This window comes from Bradyrhizobium sp. BRP20 (assembly GCF_020194215.1).
GTDB classification, from domain to species: Bacteria; Pseudomonadota; Alphaproteobacteria; order Rhizobiales; family Xanthobacteraceae; genus Bradyrhizobium; species Bradyrhizobium yuanmingense.
Genome location: NZ_JADYVY010000016.1, coordinates 171091 through 193417, shown reverse-complemented (window position 1 = coordinate 193417; position 22327 = coordinate 171091). Strand labels below are relative to the sequence as shown.

Annotated in this window: 22 protein-coding genes, 1 tRNA gene and 3 pseudogenes; 19 read left to right on the top strand and 7 right to left on the bottom strand. The window is 61.5% G+C overall.

Translation table 11 applies throughout. The features are described from left to right. Positions 1–8: 8 nt before the first annotated feature. On the bottom strand, positions 9–131 hold the full coding sequence (locus I6F33_RS38510) for a hypothetical protein (protein ID WP_346275997.1): 123 nt from the start codon (positions 129–131) through the stop codon (positions 9–11). Between I6F33_RS38510 and I6F33_RS30240 the strand changes: the two are divergent. Further along, a pseudogene (locus I6F33_RS30240) lies at positions 75–291 on the top strand (ATP-binding protein); the annotation flags it as partial. The gene I6F33_RS38510 and the pseudogene I6F33_RS30240 overlap by 57 nt on opposite strands. Before the next feature lie 4 nt (positions 292–295). Here I6F33_RS30240 and I6F33_RS30235 read toward each other — a convergent pair. Continuing rightward, positions 296–977, bottom strand: a pseudogene (locus I6F33_RS30235) (IS110 family transposase); the annotation flags it as partial. 545 nt (positions 978–1522) lie between these two features. Here I6F33_RS30235 and I6F33_RS30230 point away from each other — a divergent pair. The 8 genes and pseudogenes from I6F33_RS30230 to I6F33_RS38660 all read left to right on the top strand — a co-directional run bounded on the left by I6F33_RS30230 (position 1523) and on the right by I6F33_RS38660 (position 8100). Beyond that, positions 1523–2017: a transposase DNA-binding-containing protein gene (locus I6F33_RS30230; protein ID WP_225140636.1), complete on the top strand. Its 495-nt coding sequence runs from the start codon at positions 1523–1525 to the stop codon at positions 2015–2017. Between the two features lie 354 nt (positions 2018–2371). Further along, entirely contained in the window at positions 2372–3475 is a 1104-nt protein-coding gene (locus I6F33_RS30225) for a radical SAM protein (RefSeq protein ID WP_202948374.1), read from the top strand. A gap of 4 nt (positions 3476–3479) precedes the next feature. Next, on the top strand, positions 3480–3812 hold the full coding sequence (locus tag I6F33_RS38665; RefSeq protein WP_369418084.1) for a hypothetical protein: 333 nt from the start codon (positions 3480–3482) through the stop codon (positions 3810–3812). A 351-nt stretch (positions 3813–4163) separates the two neighbouring features. Continuing rightward, positions 4164–5645: a radical SAM protein gene (locus I6F33_RS30215; RefSeq protein ID WP_225126669.1), complete on the top strand. Its 1482-nt coding sequence runs from the start codon at positions 4164–4166 to the stop codon at positions 5643–5645. 35 nt (positions 5646–5680) lie between these two features. Further along, positions 5681–6391 carry a hypothetical protein gene (locus I6F33_RS30210; protein ID WP_225140635.1) on the top strand — a complete coding sequence of 237 codons (711 nt, stop codon included), beginning with the start codon at positions 5681–5683 and terminating at the stop codon, positions 6389–6391. Between the two features lie 12 nt (positions 6392–6403). After that, positions 6404–6961 carry a class I SAM-dependent methyltransferase gene (locus I6F33_RS30205; RefSeq protein WP_081493689.1) on the top strand — a complete coding sequence of 186 codons (558 nt, stop codon included), beginning with the start codon at positions 6404–6406 and terminating at the stop codon, positions 6959–6961. A gap of 274 nt (positions 6962–7235) precedes the next feature. Then, positions 7236–7628 carry a hypothetical protein gene (locus I6F33_RS30200; protein ID WP_225140633.1) on the top strand — a complete coding sequence of 131 codons (393 nt, stop codon included), beginning with the start codon at positions 7236–7238 and terminating at the stop codon, positions 7626–7628. Then, a pseudogene (locus I6F33_RS38660) lies at positions 7625–8100 on the top strand (SAM-dependent methyltransferase). Before I6F33_RS30200 ends, I6F33_RS38660 begins: the two are co-directional and overlap by 4 nt. Positions 8101–8239: 139 nt before the next feature. Here the strand turns inward: I6F33_RS38660 and I6F33_RS30190 are convergent. Beyond that, entirely contained in the window at positions 8240–8719 is a 480-nt protein-coding gene (locus I6F33_RS30190) for a hypothetical protein (RefSeq protein WP_225140631.1), read from the bottom strand. Between the two features lie 457 nt (positions 8720–9176). Beyond that, complete coding sequence (locus tag I6F33_RS30185; protein ID WP_225140629.1) at positions 9177–10478, bottom strand: integrase family protein; 1302 nt, start codon at positions 10476–10478, stop codon at positions 9177–9179. Positions 10479–10622: 144 nt separating this feature from the next. Here I6F33_RS30185 and I6F33_RS30180 point away from each other — a divergent pair. From I6F33_RS30180 to I6F33_RS30160, 5 genes are all read left to right on the top strand, one after another. Beyond that, positions 10623–10704, top strand: a tRNA-OTHER gene (locus I6F33_RS30180). Between the two features lie 84 nt (positions 10705–10788). Next, positions 10789–11145, top strand: coding sequence for a 6-carboxytetrahydropterin synthase QueD (queD, locus tag I6F33_RS30175; RefSeq protein WP_036041751.1), 357 nt, complete (start codon positions 10789–10791; stop codon positions 11143–11145). A gap of 237 nt (positions 11146–11382) precedes the next feature. Next, positions 11383–13248, top strand: a complete 1866-nt coding sequence (locus I6F33_RS30170; protein WP_225126995.1) for a tetratricopeptide repeat protein — start codon at positions 11383–11385, stop codon at positions 13246–13248. Between the two features lie 59 nt (positions 13249–13307). Continuing rightward, complete coding sequence (locus tag I6F33_RS30165) at positions 13308–14210, top strand: hypothetical protein (RefSeq protein ID WP_225144980.1); 903 nt, start codon at positions 13308–13310, stop codon at positions 14208–14210. A 101-nt stretch (positions 14211–14311) separates the two neighbouring features. Then, positions 14312–14953, top strand: coding sequence for a hypothetical protein (locus I6F33_RS30160; protein WP_036041747.1), 642 nt, complete (start codon positions 14312–14314; stop codon positions 14951–14953). Positions 14954–15043: 90 nt separating this feature from the next. Here I6F33_RS30160 and I6F33_RS30155 read toward each other — a convergent pair whose 3' ends face one another. Continuing rightward, on the bottom strand, positions 15044–15835 hold the full coding sequence (locus I6F33_RS30155; RefSeq protein WP_225126992.1) for a phytanoyl-CoA dioxygenase family protein: 792 nt from the start codon (positions 15833–15835) through the stop codon (positions 15044–15046). A 184-nt stretch (positions 15836–16019) separates the two neighbouring features. Further along, entirely contained in the window at positions 16020–16346 is a 327-nt protein-coding gene (locus I6F33_RS30150; RefSeq protein WP_036014049.1) for a hypothetical protein, read from the bottom strand. On the opposite strand from I6F33_RS30150, the gene I6F33_RS30145 reads away from it, so the two are divergent. The 3 genes from I6F33_RS30145 to I6F33_RS30135 all read left to right on the top strand — a co-directional run bounded on the left by I6F33_RS30145 (position 16345) and on the right by I6F33_RS30135 (position 18346). Next, the gene (locus I6F33_RS30145; protein WP_225144979.1) at positions 16345–16509 is read left to right on the top strand and encodes a hypothetical protein; all 165 of its coding nucleotides are present in this window, start codon (positions 16345–16347) and stop codon (positions 16507–16509) included. The two genes, I6F33_RS30150 and I6F33_RS30145, sit on opposite strands and share 2 nt — an antisense overlap. 112 nt (positions 16510–16621) lie before the next feature. Beyond that, the gene (locus I6F33_RS30140; RefSeq protein ID WP_036014038.1) at positions 16622–17287 is read left to right on the top strand and encodes a class I SAM-dependent methyltransferase; all 666 of its coding nucleotides are present in this window, start codon (positions 16622–16624) and stop codon (positions 17285–17287) included. A gap of 15 nt (positions 17288–17302) precedes the next feature. After that, positions 17303–18346 carry a zinc-binding dehydrogenase gene (locus tag I6F33_RS30135; RefSeq protein ID WP_225114327.1) on the top strand — a complete coding sequence of 348 codons (1044 nt, stop codon included), beginning with the start codon at positions 17303–17305 and terminating at the stop codon, positions 18344–18346. A 30-nt stretch (positions 18347–18376) separates the two neighbouring features. Here I6F33_RS30135 and I6F33_RS30130 read toward each other — a convergent pair whose 3' ends face one another. Continuing rightward, on the bottom strand, positions 18377–19246 hold the full coding sequence (locus I6F33_RS30130; RefSeq protein ID WP_225144978.1) for a LysR family transcriptional regulator: 870 nt from the start codon (positions 19244–19246) through the stop codon (positions 18377–18379). Positions 19247–19338: 92 nt separating this feature from the next. On the opposite strand from I6F33_RS30130, the gene I6F33_RS30125 reads away from it, so the two are divergent. Both I6F33_RS30125 and I6F33_RS30120 read left to right on the top strand, forming a co-directional pair. Then, positions 19339–20649, top strand: coding sequence for an aspartate aminotransferase family protein (locus I6F33_RS30125; protein WP_225144977.1), 1311 nt, complete (start codon positions 19339–19341; stop codon positions 20647–20649). Positions 20650–20670: 21 nt separating this feature from the next. Next, positions 20671–22281, top strand: a complete 1611-nt coding sequence (locus I6F33_RS30120; RefSeq protein ID WP_225144976.1) for a gamma-glutamyltransferase family protein — start codon at positions 20671–20673, stop codon at positions 22279–22281. Positions 22282–22327: the final 46 nt, after the last annotated feature.

Sequence of the window (22327 nt, the reverse complement as noted above, 5' to 3'; positions counted from 1 at the left end):
TACTACAATTAGGAGACCGTCCCTTGCTCACCCATCCGACCCTCGACCGCCTCAACGCCCTCGGCCTCCACGGCATGGCCAAGGCCTTCGCCGACATTGAAGCCGCCGGTGAGGCTGGCAGCCTCGGTCACGCCGAATGGCTTGCTCTGCTGCTCGAACGTGAAGCCTCGCTGCGGCACGACAAAATGGCTCGCCACTCGCCTGCGCTACGCCAAGCTGCGCCAGCAGGCATGCGTCGAGGACATCGACTATCGCACCCCGCGCGGTCTCGACCGCCCGCTGTTCGCCAAGCAAGCAAAGCCGTCGCCGTCATTGGTCCCACGCCTGGGATTGTCATCAAACGGCAGGCATCTTCTTCTTTTCGGGCGCGATGGGTGATCTCGCTGTCGAGTTTCTTGATCTGCATTTCCAGCGTCAACATCGTCTTGATCAATATCTCGAGTACGAACCGTGCCGCTTCGGGCACGTCGGTTTTTGGATCCATTGCGCGCTCGACAAGCTCTGCGACATAGGCCGTGCCCTTTGCCATAATCACCCCGTATTCGGCGAGATGACCACGCAAAGCATTGATCGCCTGGGTCCGCTGCCGGATCAGCAGGTCGCGGGTCCGAAACACCACCGCGCTCGCTTGCTGCTCTTCACTCTTGACGGGAACGAAACGCATGGTCGGTCTCTGCGCCGCTTCACAGATCGCCGCTGCATCGGCCATGTCGTTCTTCTGCCGCTTCACGAAGGGCTTCATAAGCCGGTGGGATCAGCCGCACTTCATGGCCGAGCTTGCCGATCTCACGAGCCCAGTAATGCGCGCCCGAGCAGGCTTCGATCGCCACGAGGCAAGCCGGCTGCTCGGCAAAGAATGCCAGCAGCTTATTCCGGCGCAGCTGTTTGCGAAAAACGACCTTGCCGGCGGCATCGGCTCCATGGGCCTGAAAGACATACTTCGCTAAATCTAGTCCAATCGTGCTAACTTCGTTCATGGACGCTTCCTCTCTGGTGATGGTTGTTCAACACCCTTCACTTTGGCACATCGATGCCGTCGAGGGGGCGTCCACCCCATCACAGCAACCGCAGAAGAAGAAAAAAGGTTGAAGTCGCGATTCCAGATTGACCGCGCGGCTTGACCGATGCCAGAGAACCAGCCGGCCAGCACGCCTCGCCGCTGGGCGAGATCAAATCGGAAAGGTGGGCGACATCGTCTCGGAATCCACGGGCGACTTCATATCGGTACGCCTGGGCGACTTCGTCGGAATCCGCATGTAGGGTTTACTTGGAACACGACGAGTCCGTTTTTTGGCGCGTTTAGAGGAATCGAGTCACTCTTTCGGTGTCCGCACATTTTACCAAGTTAGTGGTGAGCCCGGCTGGACTTGAACCAGCAACGAGACCATTATGAGCGTACGCGTCCGGTGACGCTTTCAATTACCCACATTTAGCCGAACGGGCTGAGGGAGCGCACAAACCATTGCATCGCAGGAATCGACCGGATTCCTTGTCTGGCACCGATTCGCAGGGGGCGGTGCCAATGGACGAAGAAGCCGACGCATGGTTTGATCGCGAGCTCGCTGGCTGCAGCCTTGCCGACGAGCGCCTGAACAAGCGGCTCCGCAAACTGGTAGCGCAGATCGGGTGCGCGATGGGAGAAAGCATTCCGCTGGTGTGCCAGGACTGGGCCAATACCAAGGCTGCGTATCGTGTTTTCTCCAACGACGGGGTCAGTGAGGCGGACATTCTGGCCGGCCACTTTCAATCGACGCGGGAGCGCACGATTGGCACCGACGGTCCTGTTCTAGTGCTCCATGATACGACCGAATTCAGCTATCAGAGAGAGCTCGGACGCGATCGGGATCACCAAAAGCATAAACAGCGGCCGGGACAAGGCGGGCGGCCTGAGATCGCACACGGTTTGCGGCATCCTGATGCACTCGAGCCTGGCGGTGACGACCGAAGGGCTGCCGCTTGGACTGACGGCGGTCAAATTCTGGACCCGGAAGAAATTCAAGGGGACCGCCGCGCTTAAGAAAACGATCAATCCGACGCGCGTTCCCATCGAGAAGAAGGAGAGCATTCGGTGGCTGGACAATGTCCAGCAATCCACGGGGCTGCTGGGCGATCCAGGACGATGCGTTCACGTCGGTGATCGCGAGAGCGACATCTATGAGCTGTTCTGCGCGGCTCGAGAAGTAGGAACGCATTTGTGACTAGGACTTGCGTTGACCGTTTGGCTGGGGATGGAGATGCGATCCGCCGGACATGCGAGTCCCTTAATAGCGCCCGCGGTGCGAGTGGCTGCGATCCAAATGCCGTCCAACCAACACGAACTCTGGTGCAAATTGCTCCGGTGATTGGCTGGAGATCAGCCTGAGATTCCCCGGTGAGTGTCGCCGCCTACGTTCTGGTTGACGGAGGACTGACACATGGCTTCCAGAAGCATCGGCCTGACAGCGGATTTGCGCGGATACGCACCTGCAATCTCGCGGACCATCCAGCCATTGCGGGTGGCGCGATGAACACCCCCTATCAGCAAAATGAGGGCGGCATTGTTGCGCTCTTGCCGGATGGACGGGTCGAATTCCTTCATCCAGCGGCGCTCCCTCTACTCGAAGCCGCCCGCGCGGGCGACGCCAAGTTGCCGGACATTGACGACAACATCCTCTCGTCTCCTCTGGTCCGGCTCGAGCAATTCCATTTGACCGCGCCGGCCATTGCCTTCATCGAGCTCACCAACCTTTGCAATCTGCGCTGCAAGCATTGCTATACGTGGTCGGGTCCGAAGCGACCCAACGAAATGACGACCGAAAAGATCATCGGTCTGCTGGATCAGTTTGCGGAATCCGGCGTATTGCAGGTGTTTCTCACCGGTGGCGAGATTTTCGCCCACCCGGACGCAATCGAAATCATAAACTATGCCCGAACTAAGCCGTTCAGCACGCAAATCTTCACCAATGGTCTTCTGATCACGGAAGAAGCCCTGGCGCGCATAACCCCTGGGACCTCCTTCTTCATCAGCTTCGACACCGCGGACCCTGAGCGAACAGTTCGCGGTAAGATGGATTTTCCGAAGCTCCGAAGCGCCTTCGAATGGATGAAAACGCACGGTCACGCCTTTCGAACTGCGATCTCCGTCCATCGCAACAATGTAGCTGACGCGGAGGAGATCTTTGAATGGTGCGCGATCAACGACTATCCGCGGCCGCAATGGCTTGAAACACGCCCGGTCGGCCGGGCTCTTCTGCACCCAGGCATTCTTCTCCAGCCGGATCAGATCGACGAGGTGTTCGAGGTGTATCGTCGGTGCATGGACCGCTACTCGGCCGCGCCGGAGGCGGAGGAAGTCGGGGGCGTAGCATCGGCGGTGGCCGTCCGCAGTGTCGATACGATCAAATTCTGCCAGAGGCTCGAGCGCGCGACCGGGCAGGAGAAGTGCGGACGTTCGCTCGTCTACGTCAACAGCGTGCGATGTGTTTCCCTGCAGTAACTGCATGAGCGGCGGGCTCTACAGGGCCGGCAGCGTCGTCGATCAGCCGTTCGCCGAGATATGGGCCAATGGTTTTGACGAATTCAGGCGCATCACGTTCGACGATCACAATGGATGTCAGGAATGTCCTGTCCACAATGCCGGAATCTGGTGTCAGTTTCGGTGTCCGCCACTCGCGCAAAATGTCTCCCGGAATCAAAAGGGATGCGGCGCGACCGAATACCTTCGCCTGTTCATGCTGCGTGCGGGCGCCTTCTGGGAAGAGAGACGAAAGGCGGGTGTCCGGCTCACGATGGCGCCGTCCCGACCACATCGAGCGGAGCATACCGTCGCCTGAGATCGGCACCGGTCGCCCGCCCCGCGCCGATATGGTTTGGCGGGCTGCAATGAAAGGAGACATCGAACCATGAGCACGAAAGCCATTGGCCGACAGCTGTTGCCAGTTGACGGCATCGAGATCAGCGCGAGTCCCGGCAACGGCCTCGATCTGGCGCAAGACGGAGTATCGCTTGCAACCGTCGGCGCCGCCTCTGCCGTCGCTCAAAAGCGGCAATCGGCACGTCGCCCGCCTTACCCCAAGCAACGACGGGATCACCCTTGCGCTTGTCGGGGCCGCCTCCGCAACCAAGGCCTAAGAAGCCGATCCCGGCCGCCACCGGTGGCCGGGATTACAATCCGGAGAAAGATCATGCATGCACCGACTGCTACTCCGCTGGTGAGGTCGGCTCCGCCGCGATCGCGCATCACAAATCCAGGTGCTCTGCTGGCGCTACACCCCGAATTGCGCATAGATCAAGACATCTACAACATCAATGTCACGGCCAACTTCGGTGCGACGCTGACTGCATCAGAGACTTGGCAGCAGATCGCGACACATGATGGCGCGCAGAAGCCAGTCCATCTTTATTTCCATTTGCCCCTGTGCAGCTACGTTTGCCGGTTCTGTAACTACGTCAAGCGGCAGGCCCCGACCGGCGCGAAGCTCGATGATGCCCTCGATCATTGGACCGGCTTGCTGATTGAGGAATCGCAACGATATCTGCGGGGAGCGCCGTGGTTGTCAGCGGCTCGCGTTGAGTCGCTGTTTCTGGGGGGCGGCACCGCATCGCTGCTCAGACCCAGGCACCTGGCGCGGATCATGCGGCATGTGCAAGACAACTATTCCGTCATACCGGGATGCGAGGCGACGTTGGAAGGCAATCCGGACAACTTCCTCGCCGACGAAGTCAGTGATGCAATCGAGATCGGCTTCAACCGGTTCAGCGTCGGCCTCCAGTCGCTCGACAGCAAGGTCAACGCCTTCGCTGGTCGGGGGCACGACCGACAAATGTCGCTGAAGTCCATCGAAAAACTGTCCATGGGCGGTCGGCCCTTCAACGCCGATCTGATGTTCGGCCTCCCTTATCATACAGCCGATTCCGTACGGGATGACGTGAGCCTTCTGGTATCTATGGGCGTGCCCACCATTACGATCTACTGCCTGCGAAATGCGGATAGGCACAAAATGGGGATCGGAAATCAAGCCGCCTGGAACAACGACAAGATCCGCCAACGTCTGCACGACCAGAATCTGTTCCCGACGCTTGAAACCACCTACGCGATGCGCGAAGCGATGGTGGATGTCCTGCTCGATGCAAACTATGAACCCAGCCCCTGCGGCTGGTGGAGTGCGCCAGGATCTTATCCTGACGGCAACATCCCACAGGTGTCGCGCAACAAGTGGCAGAATTACGACACGATGATCGGATTCGGTCCCGGCTCCTATGGCTGGCTCGCGGGTATTCGGCCGGATCCTATCCAGACCCGCAACATCGCCGACATCTCCGCCCATGCGCGCCATGTGGAATCTCAGAGCACCGCACCGCTCGCGTCCGGCAGGCGCCTGACCGGCGCGGAAGCCGTCGCGACGGCGCTTGGGTTCGCCTTCAAGTCAAACCAGCCGATCTCCGTGCAGCGGTTTGCCCGGATCTATGGCGTGAATCTGTTGTCCGATGAGCCCTATGCCGGCGTGATCGAAGACCTCATGGCAAAGGGACTGCTCGAGCCGGTCAATGGGTCGTCGGAGTACCTGAAGCCGACGCTTGATGGTGAAACCCTCCACGAGGAGATCATTACGACGCATATCCACGGCCGTATCGGCGGTGTCGTCGCCGCCGTCTGCCGGCGCTAAGAGGCTGCCTACTCATGTTGCAAACGCAGAGAACGATGAACCCGGAAGCAATTCGCATTCATGAGTTCGTACCGATATCGGGATCCGAGATCGGCCGCGTCTTGATTGTACCATCCGGAAATGTCGGGCCGATGGATCAGGGCGGCTTCGAATCCGAATTGTACGAGCGGCTGGCCGGCAGGCTCGTTTCCTCCGGAATGATTACGGCTCGATTTGATGTCGAGTCCGATCGACCGCGCGGAGGTGTGTCGATACCGGCGCGCCGGGCGAACCGGACGCGGCGGTTGTCCGAGATCTTGGAACACGAGGCGATTGCGGCACGATCATCTCCGCTCATTCTACTCGGCGTGTCGCTCGGCGCACTTTCGATTGTTGACGTTCTAAGACGCCCGACCTCGCTCAATATCTGCGCGGCTGTTCTGCTTGGATGTGTGATCGAAGAACCCAGCGTTGTTATGCCGCCGGTCGAGCGAATCGACTTCCTCTACGGCGCGCGGGATCTGGTCGGATATTGTAACAGTGACGGTGAACTGAGCGAAGTCGTCGGTCCGGACACGTATGGACCTCGGTCGGCGCAGCAATTGATCGTTCGGCCGAGAACCGTCGTTACCACCCGCATCATCGAAGGGGTCGGACACATGCTCGCGCGGCCTGGTGCCCACGCGCCTGACGATGACACGTTGGATGTCATCGTCGACCTAACGAAGCAATCCGCTTTTCCGCCGTCTGCCCCGGCCGCGCAATAGGAGAGATCGACGATGACGTCTTTGGCAACCCAGCGCTTCGACAAACTGTCGACAAACTTTGCGACAAGCGAGGTCCATTCGAGCAGTCATTCCATCAGGCGATTGCATGAATTGCTCGACCTGCCGGCCGGCGCGTCGGTTGTCGACATAGCCTGCGGCGCTGGCCATCTTGCTCTGTCGTTTGCAGGTCGCGCGAAACGCATCGTGGGAGTCGATGGTGCCCCGACCATGCTGGGGGCCTTCCAGAGACTTGCGAACGAGAAGGCAATCCAGGTCGAAACTGTGCTGGCCATGAGCGATTCTGTCTCGCTGCGATCCGGCGAATTCGACGTCGCGGTTTCCCGGCTTGCACCGCATCATTTTCCGAACCTGCAAGCGTCGGTGCGGGAGATGGCGAGGCTGGTTCGGCCGGGGGGCATGTCGCAGTTATCGACCTGCATGGCTACGACGATTCCGACCTTGACGAATTCAACCATCGGCTGGAAGTTTTGCACGATCCAACGCACGTCCGAAGCCACACGCCGCTGGCCTGGCGAGATACCCTGGCGGGCGCCGATCTGGAGATCCTGACCTTCGAGACGCATCTTCGAGAGAGTCCGAAAGGTGTCAGCATACAGCGCTGGTGCGAAATTGCAGCCTCTGGCCCTGAGGCGGAACAGGCTATCCGTGCGCAGCTTGCGTCGGCCCCCGCGGCGACGTTGAACGCCTTCGGGATTGATTTCGCGGTAGATCAAGCCGAATTCCTGATTCCGGTGAGGACGTTGCTTGCGGTTGCGCGCAAGCCGGCCGTTAATCACTGAGTGGGGACGGGGGCCTTTGTTGCGAAGCGCGTGTGTCACGGTTGGTGGGTGAGGTTCAGGTGCCTGTCCTTCATATCTATTCACCTCTCGATTCGCCGCCATCGGCGCTGCTCGAGAACCTCTGCTCGGGGATCCTCGGCATTCTTCACCTGCCGCCGGGGCATTGCTGGGCGATTTGGCACGAGGTGGCGCCCCACAATTTCCATCGCGACGGCTGGCATTACGGCGCCATGGACAACGGGCCGATCGTCACGATCTACTGCAAGCGAACATACAACAACGAGGAGATCTCGCGGATGTTGCTCTTCACGCGGATACGCTTGCGAGTGGCTTGTCGTGCGATGCGGGCTGCCGTCTACGCGACCGTGCAGCGCGTTCAACCGGGAGAGACCCTGGTGCGAGGCGGGATTTGGCAGGAAGTTGAGGGGGCACCGTGACCGAGCAGGATATATGCATCCGACCCGTGGCGACCGTCAGGTCGTCGCGTAAGACACCTGAAGATGATCATTGGGGGGCGGTGGAATCATACATCGACTTAGATCAACGCCAATTCGGTGCAAACGCGCTACTGGGGCTCTCGGAGTTTTCTCACGTTGAAGTAGTTTTCCTGATGCACAAGGTGCCACCGGATTCGGTAGAGAAGGGCGCGCGGCACCCGAGGGAGCGAGCGGATTGGCCCTTGGTGGGAATCTATGCCCAGCGCGGCAAGTCGCGGCCGAACCGGCTGGGTGTCTCACGTTGCGCGTTGCTCGGGGTTTGGGCCACACACTCCATGTGCGCGGGCTGGACGCAATCGATAGCAGCCCGGTCATCGATGTGAAACCCTACATGGAAGAATTTGGCCCGCGAGGAGCGATAGCGCAACCAGCTTGGTCCAACGAGGTCATGAAGGATTACTACAAGGAATGAAGGAAGGAGTGGCGAGTAGTTAGCCCGAGGTGATCAGGGGCAGCGTGAGAACGCCCGCCTTACGGAGGTCCTGAAACGGAAGCTCTATAAAATGGAGCTTCGGGCAATCCTCACCATGATGGTGCTGCCTCGGGATGAATTATCCGACCTGGCTCGTTTTCTGAGTAGGCGGTGCTTCTTCGATCATTCTGATTGCCTGTACGGCGAGACGACCAAGAGTAGGGTGTATCGACCAGGTACGAAGGACGGGAATGTCGCCGGCGTTGCCGAAGCGCCCGAGGATTTCAAGAGACTTCGCGACAACGTCTTCGGCGCGGAAGAATTCGAAGTAGCCAGATTGCGTGGTTGGGCTCGCAAGCGCGGCCCGATAGGATCGCCGCGATTTCGTTCGGAAAGAACTCGACGAAAATGCTACGGCAGGCTCGGTTCCGGGAAGATGCTTCGCACGTTCAGAAAACATGTGGTCCCTGTGGTAAAACTCTCCAACGAACGCCGCCGCAATCACCATGCCGAACGGCTGCTCAAAGCCTAGTTCCATAGACGACGTCAAACCGCGCAGCGACGCGCTGACGCCTACAAGCTGTCCTTCGGCGGTGGCGACAGCCCCCGGCAGGCGCACAGCCCTCGCTGGACGGCGGCGTCGACGGCGGCTATCAATGCCTCGAAGCTGGCCACCGGTTTGACTCGGATCGTAATGAGGCGCGTCGCCAGTGTAAATCTTCCCGGCCAGTTAGAATCTGAAAGCCTCAGCCCGGGCCAGGTCGGCACGCCATGCCGCGTAAAACCTGGTCGCAGTTGACCCCGTAAAGTCCGAGTAGCGCGTGTTCGGATATCAAGCAGTGCAATCACTAAGATCGTGCGACGAATGCCCACTTTCAGTCGGATAAGCCCAGTGGTGCGACCAGTAAGTCATTGATTGTTCTCACCCCGGGGCTGTCTCTTAATCAGCGGCCCGGTCCGAATCAGTTATGCAGCAAGCTTAGGAATCTCCTGTTCAATCAATCGCAACAATCGGGTGTTGCGCCTCCCCGCAACCAAGGAATCTTGCGATACGAGCGAATAGTCGGAACTTCATTCTATGCAGCCATTGAGATGCCGTTTGGTTGCCCTGCTGCGTGAGGAGGACATCTGGCCTCATCGATCTTCGCGCTCCCGAGCCACTGGACGAACGAAGGATCTCGCTCTACCGCTGCGCTATGAATAGCCAACTCCGAAATTCTTTGCTGTTGGCTCCTCAGGTGATCCCTTAGCAACCGATCGCGGGTAATGTACCCAGCATTTACGCCCGGAAGTGAGTGGTTCATCAAAAGATGGATGTCGAGTTCCGAAACACCCGCTGCTTGCGCGAGCGTGCGATAGCTCTGCCGCAGATCGTTACCCCATTTGGACAGCGCATTTCGCTCTTCCTTATGCTCCACGAGATGTCCTTGCTTACTGTCAGCTGGAAATAACCACGACCTCGCTTGCTCGGAATACACGATCCGGCCCCATCGGATCGCGCGGATGATGCATCTGATCATCGGCCGGGATAGTGGAATGTCAAATGCCTTCTCCTCTCCACCTTTGGGCTTCGGGATGCGGATCATCCTCTGTCGCAAATCGATGTGTTCCAACCGGATTTTCTTCAGGGCGGTTGGACGTGATCCACTCAAGAGCGTCAGAAGGTGAAATTCGCGCCTAACCGGGTTATCCATTGCGTAAAGCTCCTTGAGCCAACCGCTGATATCTTTGGAGCCCATCCCGGTATTGCGTCGATGCTCCTTATTCCAGTCGATCGCGGAAACCGGGTTCACGGCCGGCAGATCGGTATTGCTCTTCCGCGCGTGGTTGTACACAGCCCGCAGACTGCGCATTGACCCGTTCGCAATATAGGAACCGTTCTCCTTCGTTATTTTATCGTGACGTTCAACAACGAGGTGCGGTTGTCGCCCAAGCCGAGCGAGCGGATTGTCGAGCCAATCCTTGAACAGCCGCTCCATGTGATCTCGATAGCTTTCAATGGTTCCTGAGCTTCGACCCTTACGTTTCATGTGCGCATCCCGATAGCGCTCCCAAGCTTGCCGAAGCGTTATTGAGCCTGGCTTGATCTTCGGAGCCTCACCAGGGCGTTCGCCTTTCGCGATCGATCCAAGCGCCTCCTTGGCTTTGCCACGCGCTTGACGCGTGGTCATGTCACCAAAGTCGCCGAGTTTTACCTGCGCTGTGAATTCGCGTACGCCATCACGCCAGAACTCGCCTTGGGCCATAAACGTTTTCCGGCGCTTGCCGATAAGCACGAAAAAGCCCGGCAGTTCGCTATCGCGTACCTTGTATTGCGTCTCCCCCGCGCAAAGAAGAGCGATGCTCTTGTCGGTGAGAACCTGGCGCTGATCAGCCATAAATGCCTCCACCTTTTTTTAGTCTGGGTTTAGCCTGGGGAAGTCTCTGTTGAGAATTATCCGGGGGGACCACGCTGCGGTACGCTACAGCGCTAAATATTCGTATTAATCAATAGCTTGTAGAGGAGGCGAGAGTATGGCAACGTGTCTGTGAAAACGGGTGAAAAGTCCCGAATTCAGACTACGAATCTGAGGGTCGGACGTTCGAATCGTTCCGGGCGCGCCATTCTTTGCCGAAAGGTCAGGACAGGACAGCATCTGGTCGCCAGACCGGCCCGAGACCGGATGGCCATGCCGTGTGGGGAGCTGGATGAGGATATCGCAGGCGTTCAAGTTTGAGGCGGCGCATCGGCTGCCAAACGTGCCCGAGACTCACAGGTGCAGCCGGCTGCATGGTCATTCCTATCGGGTCGAGGTCCAGCTGGATGGGCCGGTCGACCCGCACACCGGCTTCGTCGCTGATTTCTTCGATATCGAGAAAAGCTTCGCCGGCATCATGGCGGCGCTGGACCACCAGTGCCTGAACGAGGTCGATGGCCTCGCGAACCCGACCGCCGAGAATATCGCGGTCTGGATCTGGGGCCGCTTGAAGCCCAGCCTGCCGCAGCTGTGGGCGGTCCGCGTTTATGAAACGACGGATTGCTGGGCCGAATATCAGGGGCGGTGACGACGGCCCGCTGACCCAGCGCCGGCCTCACCGTCGCCATATGGGAACCCGCAGGGAAACTCAGGATCAGCCGTACGAGCGGAGTGGTGCTGCTTGCGCGCCGCCGGACGGGTCTCATTGCTCACGCATATATGAGCTGTGTTGATAACCGCATGCGGGTTGGAAGGTTTAATTTCAAGCTGGCGTAGAATGTCCGCAATGCCAGTTGTGCTTGGCCCCTGTACAGGGAAACCGTTGATGGAACGCAAGCTCGCCGCGATCATGGCCGCCGACATCGTCAGCTACAGCCTGATGATGGCCGAAAACGAGGCCTCCACCTATAAAGAACTGCGCACGGTCTTCGACAATCTGATCGAGCCCACAGTCGCGCAGCATGGTGGACGCATCTTCAAGAAGACCGGGGACGGGTTTCTGGCGATGTTTCCCAGCGTCAACGAAGCCGTTGATGCGGGCTCTGCCATCCAGCAAGGGTTCGACAACGCCCCGTTTGAGCTGCGCATAGGCATCAACCTCGGTGATGTCATCGAGGATAATGGCGATATGTACGGCGACGGCGTTAATGTCGCCACACGGCTCGAGACGATGGCCGATCCCGGCAGCATCTTTGTTAGCGGCGCTGTCGTCATGGCCGCAGACCGCAATCGCGGCGATGTGTTCGCGCGTGTGGGCCGCAGGCGCGCCAAAAACATTCCCGACCGTCTTAACGTCTACCGGGTCCGACGCGCGCAATCCTCGTGGTCTCGCTGGCGAAAAGTCCCGCGCGTTCTACGCGGTACCGCTGCGCGCTGGTCGTATGGCGTCGCCGCCGTAGCCCTTGTCCTCATCGGCACCCAAATCCAACCGCTTTCCCTGGCGGCGATGGTCAGCCGGCTCCCGGCCGCGCTATCTTTCGACCAGACCCGCGCCGACCCGCGCCCGTCAGTTGCGGTCATGCCCTTTGCGACCATGGGCGGGGACCAGTCGTACTTTGCAGACGGGCTGACCGAGGATGTGACCACGGCGCTCGCAAGGAATTCCGAGCTTCAGATCATCGCGCGCGACTCCACCTATGCCGTGCGCGGGCAGGAAAGCGATATGCGCAAGCTCGGGGCAAAGCTGGGCGTTTCCTACGTGGTGGAAGGCAGCGCGCGCCGCGAGGGGGACCGGCTTCGCGTCTCGGCGCAGCTGATCGACGTGAAATCGGGCGCGCACCTTTGGTCGCGCAGCTTCGACAGGCAGGTTGCCGACGTCTTCACCGTACAAAGCGAGCTGACCACGGAAATCGTCGCCCAGCTCGCGCCGTATATCGGCCGAAGTGAAGCCATCGCTGCCGCGCAACGGCCGACCGACAACCTCCAGGCTTACGATTTTCTCTTGCGGGCCCGTCATCGATACCGGCATGGCGTCCAGGATGCGGAAGCACTCATGGAGGCACGCGGCCTCTATCAGCGCGCGCTGGAAATGGACCCGGCCTATGCCGCCGCTCGTGCGGGCTTGGCGCTCACTTACATCGCAGATGTGGCCAAGAGGTCGAGTGGTCGGGCGACAGCGCATGAGCTGGAACTAGGTCTTAGCGAAGCGCGCCAGGCTGTGCGCCTCGATCCCAATCTCTCGCTCGGCTATCAGGTGATCAGCTTCGGGCTGGCGGTGCAGGGCGATTATGCGGGCGGCTTGCAGGCCGCCAAGCGCGCCGTCGAACTGAATCCCAATGACCCGGATAGCATGATGGCATTGGCAAAAGCACAAGTCCGTTTCGGGGACTACGCGGATGCCGTTGCCAATGCCGAACGGGCACGTCGCCTTCATCCCATGGCACCGGAATATTACGCCTATGTGCATGGCCAGGCTCTTTACGCCGCTGATCGTCGCGATGAGTCGGCTACCGTGATCTCCGAATGCCTTGTAAGGGCGCCGCGCGATGCCAACTGCCTGCTCATCCAGGCTGCGCTGCAAGGGCGGCGCGGTGATATAGAAGCGGCGCAGCTGACGATGGCAAGCTTGGTAGGGGCCCAACCGACATTTTCGTTGGAGGCAGAGCGCTCTTATCGCCGGTTTGGCAACAAGCCGCTCATGGAGCAGTTCCTGAAGGACCTGACGGTGGCGAAGGCACCGGGGGCTGCGTAATAGGATTTTTGTTCAGTTTCATCTCGTCGGGCGCACCGTTTCGATAGTAAGTTCGTCCGATGCGCACGATCGATCATCTATTCTCCCGCTTCGTTTTATTCCTTGCCATCGCAGCCGCCCCGGTGCTTCCCGCGCGCGCGGCCGAAACCTGCCCGTTCATCAGCGCCCAGGAGCTCGCCCGGGCGATGCCGGCGCTGAAATGGTCGCTGATTTCGAACCAGGACGGCCGCGGCTGCATCTACCAGGCCGGGCGCGGCGACACGATGATGCTCTCCGTGTTCCGCAATCCCGACAAGGACCGCGCCAGGGAATTGTACGCGACCTTCGTCAAGACGCTTGGCGAACGCATGCCGCTGAGCGCAGTGTCCGGAATCGGCGACGAGGGCCAGGGTGGAACGAGCGCGGCGGGCGCGGAACGCCAGGAGGCCTCGGTCGTCGCCCTGTCCGGCGATTACATCCTGCAGATCAGCGTCTATCCGATCGGCCGGCGTGCCGATGATGCGCTGCTCGCGCCGATCGCCGAAGCCGCGCGCGTTGCCGTCGGCAATGTGAGCAGGAGCAGCGAGCGGTTCGGCAATTGCGAGTGGCTCACGGCCGCCGATGCCGACGGCTTTCTCGACAACCGCACGCTGACGGTGCAGCGGACCGGGGCAGGCAGCTGCATGATGTTCGATCGTGAGGCCAACACCATGACCGTCGCGGTGATCACGACCTCGCGCGATACCGCCATCGGCATGATGAAGCGTGCAGGGCCATGCACGCACGTGGCGATCCCCGAGCTCGGCCGCGAAGCCTTCGGCGAGCATTCCTGCACCAAGGGCAACGGCAACGCCGTCCACATCCATGTCTGGAAGAACGGCCGCCAGGCTTCGATCCTGTTCGCCCCGGTCAAGCCGCATCCGCAGTCCGGCTCGGTCGAGCGCCTGAAGGCGGTCGCCGCGCGGGTGTATGGGAAACTGTGACGACGGTGGTCGGGGTCACACTTGCGCCGCGCAATTCTGGATTGCGTTTGCCGCGGGCGCAGCTATCGTCCCACACCGCACGGTCTGCTGGAAAGCCCTTGATGTCTAAGCGTCGCACATGGTCCGCAGCCAGTGACTTGATCTGTGTCGCTGCCGCGCTGCTGCTATCAGCCCTCACCGCCGATGCCCAGGAGGCACAGTGGTCTCCGTTGTGGGATGCCTTGACGAAGCGGTCCGACGCAAAGGTGGTTGATGGCGTCAATGACAAGGGCAAGGCGACGCGACGTATAGATCTCTCCTCGGGGGTGTCCTTCTTTTTGGAGCGCGATGGCGACCGGATCATGAGTACCGGGTTCGACAACAGCGGACGCGGAGCCGTGCAATGCAGTTGGGAGATTTATGTCGGGGTTCGAGCCTACACCGAAGTTTGCCAGCCGAGCGAAGATCAAGCCTTTGAAGCCGATCTGGACGATGCGATAGCTCGCATGAACGAGTTCATCGTTGAGAACAGCATCGTTCCCGTGACCAAATCGGAGCTTCAGGATGCCATTCGGCAACGTAAGCAGCACGTCGGGGACGTGGTGCGCGGGCAATCCGACGACGATCGCCGCAAACTGTGCGAAGCCAACCCTATTCGTCCCATGAGCATTGCATTGCGGTCCGCTTCGCACGACTTGCGAGTTTCAACTTTGAACACGCTCTTGTCCGTCAAGCGACCACCGGTGAAAAATCCGTGCCTTTGAGCGTGCCGCTGTCGGCGTGATGCGGTTTCGCAAACGACACAAGGCGACAGCAACATCCGGGACCGCCCAGCGGCCCCGGATGCCATCCGCCTACACCGTCAGCCCGCAAGCCCGCCGGATCGCGATCTGAATCGGCGAAGGTGGCAGCGCCGGATCGAATTCGCGCTTCGGCAGCAGCGGAGGCTGTGCCATGAAGCGCGGCTCTTTCCCGCGGTGGGGTTGCGCGGCATGAACCAGGAACGGGTGGCACAGATAGACGGTGCCTGGCTTGCCGGTCGCAAGTTCAACCTCGCGATCCCTTGTCGACGCCCAGTCGCCGGCAGCAAGTTGCCGGAGCGTTGCGCCCGCCTCGCCATGGGGCAGTAGCTCCCGCGCGATGGCCGCATGCGAGCCTTTCCGGATTCGCGTGGGCGCATCATCGTTTCCGACGTCCGAGAACAGGAAGAGCATCAGCAGCGCACGGCCGCTGCTCTTCACATTGGCACGCCATTCCATGAAGTCGGCATGGGCTGTGCCAAAGCTCATGTCCACATGCCAGCCATCGTCGCCTGGCGATTGCGATGACGGGAAGCGGATCGGAAACGTTCCGAGGCCCCTGGGCGCAAGCCAGCGCCCTTCGCCGGCGAGCTGATCATAGGCCTTGTGCAGACGCGGCGTGTTCGCGGCTTCAATGAAGGGGGGCGTCGCTTTGGCGCCGACCCGGACAACGGGCTCGGTCCAATGTTCGGGCTCGTCCGGCGACAGGCCGATATCCGCCCACAGCTCGTCCCTGCATTGCTTGGCAAGGTCGGTGCTGAAGGCATTCTCGAGTTTGACGAAACCGTCGTCGATGAAGGTCTGGACCTGACGGGGCGTCAGGCCAACCTGTTCGGTCTTGGGCATTGCACATGTCTCCGTTCGGCTACCGCAGCGCGCGTAGCCGTTTGATCTGAGTGGCGCAGGAGCGCCGGAACGACGTTCGGCCGTTCAGATCAGCGGGAAGAATGTGGAGATGAACATCATGGCGGGAACGTATAGCGCGGCGGAGCGGGGAATCAAGACACGGACAAGCGGATGAGCGAGGCCTTCACCGCAGGCCCTGCTCGTCGATCAGGATGCGGTGGATCTCGATGCGCTCCGGCAGCTCGATCAGAAACTCCGCGTCGCGCGCGAGATGATGGACCTTGGTCGGCTCGCCCTTGGTGAAAGCCGTCATGGCTGCGATGTCCGCCCAATAGGAAATGGTGGTGAACCACGTCTCCTCGTCGCGGTCCTCGCGCAGTTGCTGCACACCGAGCGCGGTCTTTCGCAGCGGCGGGATGCCCTCGGCTTGCAGATAGGCCTGGTAGGCGTCGGCGAGGTCGCGGCGGGTACGGCCGCGCCAGACGCGGGCGATGGTCGGCTTGGTCGGCATGGCAGGATTCTCCTCGCTGCCGAACGCCGTGCGGCGCATCTCGTTCCAGCGTCGCCATGTCACGGCCGCCGGCAGCCGCGGCTGGAACCTGGCGCTTGGTCGGCACTGGCGAATCATCGGCCGGATCTTGACCGGCGCCGCGGCAGCATTTCCACATCATTGATCTGAAACAATGATGGTCTTCGCCACAAATGCTAGGGCCAGTCGCAGGTCACGTGCGAGGCTCCCCAGGCCGGTCAAGACAATCTCCGCGCGTGATGAAATCCGAGGGCTCAATGGGACGACTGCTGAATATCGTAACGCCGCTGCACACTGCGACCAAGCGCGACTACATGGGCCGCATGAACGACGACAAGATCGGCTGCTCGCTGAAGGCGCGGGAGTACGAGGCCGATTACTGGGACGGCGATCGCCGTTTCGGTTATGGCGGCTACCGCTTCATCGAGGGGCGCTGGGCCCCGGTCGCCAAGGCGCTAATCGAGACCTATGGCCTGAAGGACGGGTCGAGCGTGCTCGACGTCGGCTGCGGCAAGGGTTTTCTGTTGTACGAGATGCAGAAGATCCTGCCGGGCCTGAAGGTCACCGGCTTCGACATCTCCAAGCATGGTCTTGCCAATGCGCACGAGCAGGTGAAGCCGTATCTGTTCAATTATCGCGCCCAGGACGTCTATCCCTATGGCGACGACAGCTTCGACCTCGTCATCTCGCTCGGCACCCTGCACAATCTCAGGCTCTACGAGCTCGAGGCCGCGCTCAAGGAGATCGAGCGGGTCGGCAAGAACAAATACGTCATGGTCGAGGGCTACCGGAACGTCACCGAGCTGCACAACCTCGAATGCTGGGCGCTGACGGCAGAATCCATCCTGCACACCTCGGAATGGATCTGGCTCTACGGCAAGCTTGGCTACACCGGCGATTACGAATTCATCTATTTCGAGTGACCGGGCGCGCGACCCATGGACATCAAGACTGCAAAGGCCGCGATCCTCGTCGAATCCGGCAAGCCGCTGATCGTCGACGAGTTCAATCTGCCCGACAGGCTCGAGCACGGTCAGGTGCTCGCCCATGTGCACACGTCGAGCATTTGCGGCGCGCAGATCAACGAGATCGACGCCGTCAAGGGCGTCGACAAGTTCCTGCCGCACCTGTTGGGGCACGAGGCGCTGGCGACCATCGTCGAAACCGGACCCGGCGTCGTCTCCTGCAAGCAGGGCGACACCGTCGTCATGCATTGGCGGCCGGGCAAGGGCATCCAGTCCAACACGCCGGTCTATTCCTGGCGCGGCAAGCGCCTCAATGCGGGCTGGGTCACCACCTTCAACGAATATGCCGTGGTGTCGGAAAATCGCGTCACGCCCGTTCCTGATACGATCGACCGCACCAGTGCGCCGCTGCTCGGCTGCGCGGTGACGACCGCGCTCGGCGTCGTCAACAACGATGCGCAGATCGCCATCGGCGAAGCCGTCGTCGTATTCGGTGTCGGCGGCGTCGGATTGAACATCGTGCAATTCGCCGCGATGGTCGGCGCCTGGCCGGTCATTGCGATCGACCGCCTCGACAACAAGCTGGCCATGGCGAAGGATTTCGGTGCCACCCACATCATCAATTCCGAGACCGTGAAGGATGTGGCCGCCGAGGTCCGGTCCATCACGGGGGCCGACGGCCCCGACAAGGTCGTCGAGACCACCGGCGTCAAGAACCTGATCGAGCTCGCCTACGAGATCACCGCCAAGAAAGGCCGCTGCATCCTCGTCGGCGTGCCCCGCGAGAAGGCCGAGATCTATACCCTTCCGTTGCACTTCGAGAAGGTGCTGAAGGGCTCGGAAGGCGGGCAATGCCAGCCCGCGCGCGATATCCCGCGCCTGGTGCGACTCAGCGACGCCGGCAAGGTGAGCTACCGCGGCATCGTCACCCACGAGTTCGCGCTCGACGACATCAACGACGCCCTGGATCTGATGCGCAGCGGCACATCGGGACGGATTCTCCTGAACATCAGCTGAGCGCTGCGCTCGCCGCACACGCGCAGGTCACTAATCGATCTCCGCCTTGGTCTTCAGTCCGGGCAATACGGTGCGGACGTGCTCGGCCAGCGTCGTCGCCAGCAGCGAGGGCCTCGCCTCCGAGAATTCGAGCGCGATGCCGATGGTCGGAAGCAGGGGCAGTCCGGCCGAGACGACGTGTAGATCGAACGGGACGGCGGTTCGTGTCAGGACGCTGATCGCATGACCGGACCGCGCGATCGCGATCAGGCCGGCGAGGCTGTTGCTCGCGTAGGCGACCCTGTAGCGCCGATTGACCGCGTCCATCGCGGCGCAGGCGGCGCGGTAGTCCAGGCTCATCGGCGCCGCCAGCGCCAGCGGCAGCACATCCTGCGTCAGTATTTTCGGTTCGGCCTCGTTCGCGACCCAGACGAAGCGCTCCTCGCGGATCACCTCGCGCGCTCCGGCATCGGACAGCGAGACCAGCGCCATGTCGATCTGGCGCCGCGCCAGCATCGGGCGCAGCTCGGAGGTCGGTGCGCAGACCATGCGCAGCTCGACATTGGGATGCAGCGCGCAGAACCCCTTCAGCAGCGCCGGCAGGAAAGCGATCGAATAGTCCTCCGGGCAGCCTAGGCTCAGCGTCCCCTTGAGACTCTCGCCGCTCATGTCGGCGAGAATCTCGTCGTGCTGCGCCAGCAGCGTCTCGGCGTGGGCGAGCAGTTTCTCGCCGGCCGCGGTCAGCCTCATGCCGGATCCGCTGCGGTGAAACAGCGGCTGCGTGATCGTCTGTTCCAGCCGTTGCATCTGCATGCTGAGCGCGGACTGTGTCCGGCCAATTTGCAAGGCGGCCAGGCTGATCGAGCCGGTGCGGGCCACGAGGACGAAATTCCTCAGGAGGGTGAGATCCAGCGTCGGCATCAGGAAGATTGATATCCAGATTGAATTATATCAATTAGCCTGAAGCCAGATTCTTGACTAGAGGTCAGACGTCCCAAGCGCAGGTGGCTGTCATGACCTTGAATGCCGATCCCGATTTCTGGGCGTCCGCCAACACGCATCTGACCCGCTACGGGCCGAGTTTCGAACCCGTCATCATCGAGCGTGCGGCCGGCAGTTTCGTCTACGACGCCGACGGACGCGCCATCCTCGACTTCACCTCGGGTCAGATGAGCGCTGTGCTGGGGCACACGCATCCCGACATCGTCGCCACGGTCGCACGGCAAATGGGTGCGGTCGCTCATCTCTTCAGCGGCATGCTCTCGCGTCCGGTGGTGACGTTGGCCGAGCGTCTCGCTGCGCTTGCGCCCGGTCTCGACCGCGTGCAGCTGCTGACGACAGGCGCGGAAGCCAATGAAGCGGCGATCCGGATGGCCAAGCTCGTCACCGGCCGGCACGAAATCGTCGCCTTCGCGCAAAGCTGGCACGGCATGACCGGCGCGGCGGCGTCGGCGACCTACAGCGCGGGCCGGCGCGGTTATGGGCCGGCCGCGGTCGGATCGTTCGTCATTCCCGCGCCGAACGCCTATAGGCCGCGCTTCAGGAACGTCGACGGCAGCAACGACTGGCAGACCGAGCTCGACGATGCGTTCGCACTGATCGACAGCCAGTCGACCGGTAGTCTGGCGGCCTTCATCGCCGAGCCGATCCTCTCCAGCGGCGGCATTCTGGAACTGCCGCTCGGCTATCTCGCGGCCTTGAAGCAAAAATGCGAGCAGCGCGGCATGCTGCTGATCCTCGACGAAGCTCAGACCGGAATCGGCCGCACCGGGCACATGTTTGCCTTCGAGCGTGACGGCGTGGTGCCTGATATTCTCACGCTGTCGAAGACGCTCGGCGCCGGTCTGCCGCTCGCCGCGGTCATGACGACAAAGGCCATCGAGCAGACCGCGTTCGAGCGCGGCTTCCTGTTCTACACCACGCATGTCTCCGATCCCTTGCCCGCCGCGATCGGCGTCACGGTGCTCGACGTTGTCGCGCGCGACGGGTTGGTGGCGCAGGCAACCGCCAGGGGCAACAGGCTCCGGGATGGATTGCTGTCGCTGCAGCAAAAGTTCGAATGCGTCGGTGACGTCAGGGGCCGCGGGCTTCTGCTTGGTCTTGAAATCGTCGTCGACCGGCAGTCCAAGACGCCGGGGTTTGAACTCGGCGCGCGGATCATGGAGGAGACCATGCGTCGCGGTCTCAGCATGAACATCGTCAAGTTGCCCAGCATGGGCGGCGTATTCCGCATCGCGCCGCCGCTCACGGTGTCCGAGGCCGAAATCGATCGCGGTCTCGAGATCATGTCGGAGGCGATCCAGGCTGTTGTGACGACGCACTGATCGGCGGAAGGCCTTTTCCGGATGCAACTCGCCAGGACATATGGGCGTCCGACGCTGTTCTCGCGGCACGGCATGGTCGCCGCCGCGCATCCGCTCGCGGCACAGGCCGGTGCACGAATCCTGATGCAGGGCGGCAATGCGTTCGATGCGGCCGTCGCCACGGCGGCCGCCCTCAACGTGGTCGAGCCGTTCATGTCGGGGCTTGCCGGGTTTGGACTGGCCACGATCTGGGTGGCGATCGAGCAGCGCATTCGCGTGCTCGACTTCGCTCCGCCGGTGCCCGCAAGCTTCCCGGTCGGCAGATACACCAGCAGATTCGAGCTCGAGCGCGGTGCGCAGGCGGCCTCGATGCCCGGCAATCTCGCGGGCTGGTGCGAGCTGCTCTCGCGCTATGGACGCAAATCGCTTCCAGACGTCTTTGCGCCGGCGATCACGCTGGCGGAGGGCGGCTTTGCGCTCTCGGACTTCGGTGTTGATGAGATCAACGAGCAGGTGCCGCTGCTCGAACCCTGGCCGGAGCTGCACGCCGCACTGGTCAGGAACTATCTCCCGGATGGAATGCCGGTGAAGCTCGGCAGCATCGTCGCGCAGCCTGATCTTGCGCAGACTCTTGCCGAGATCTCCGACTTGGGGCCCGAGCATCTGTATGGCGGCAAGCTCGGCCGGCGGATCGTGGACTATCTCGCCACGCTCGGCGGCAGCCTGACGCTGGACGATGTCATCGCCGTCAAGCCGCATTGGTTCGATCCCCTGACCGTGTCCTATCGGGGGCTCGAGCTTCACGTCCCGGCGCAGCAATGTGGCGGCTTTCAGTTCGCCCTGACCCTCAAGATCCTTGAAGGCTTTGACCTCGGGCGTTTGCCGAAGGACGGTGCCGATCATCTCGATACGGTCTATCGCGCGATCCGTCTCGCCGCCGGCGAGCGCATCGCCCATGGCAATCTGGGACCGGATCAAGCCGCTGCAGCAATGTCCGAGGCGACGATCGCGCGGCTTCGCCAGCGTGTGAGCGACGGCCGGCCGATCACGGGCCCGACAGAGCAATGGATGCCGCAGGATCGTGCCGATCCCGGCCACACCACCTCGTTCTCGATCGCCGACGCCGAAGGCAATCTGGTCTGCATGACGCAAAGTCTCGGCAGCCCGTTCGGCAGCGGCGTCGTGGTGGCGGGGACCGGCGTTTGCCTCAACAATCATCTGCATTGGGCCGACGTGCAGCCGGGAAGCCCGAACCTCGCCAAGCCGGGCGATGCGTTGCCGGTGACGCTGGCACCGTCGATTGCGACGCGCGGCAGCCGTCCGGTGCTCGCGCTGGGGACGCCCGGCAGCTACGGCATCCCGCAAACCCAGGCCCAGGCTTATGTGCAGCACATCGAGTTCGGCCTTCCGCTGCAGCAGGCGATCGAGGCGCCGCGTTCACGGCTGTGGGACGGCCGCTTCATTCAGGCAGAGAACCGCATCGCGCCGGAAACGATCGTCGAACTGAAACGCCGCGGTCACGAGATCGAGATCCTGGACACCGGGTGGACCATGCTCTGCGGCGGCATGCAGGCCATCGCGCTCGATCCGGAAACCGGCGTGATGACGGGTGCCGCCGATCCGAGGCGGGATGGATATGTCATCGCCTTGTGAGCGGTCGCACATCGAGGCGAGCGCAGGCAGGCGCCGCCGATGTGCG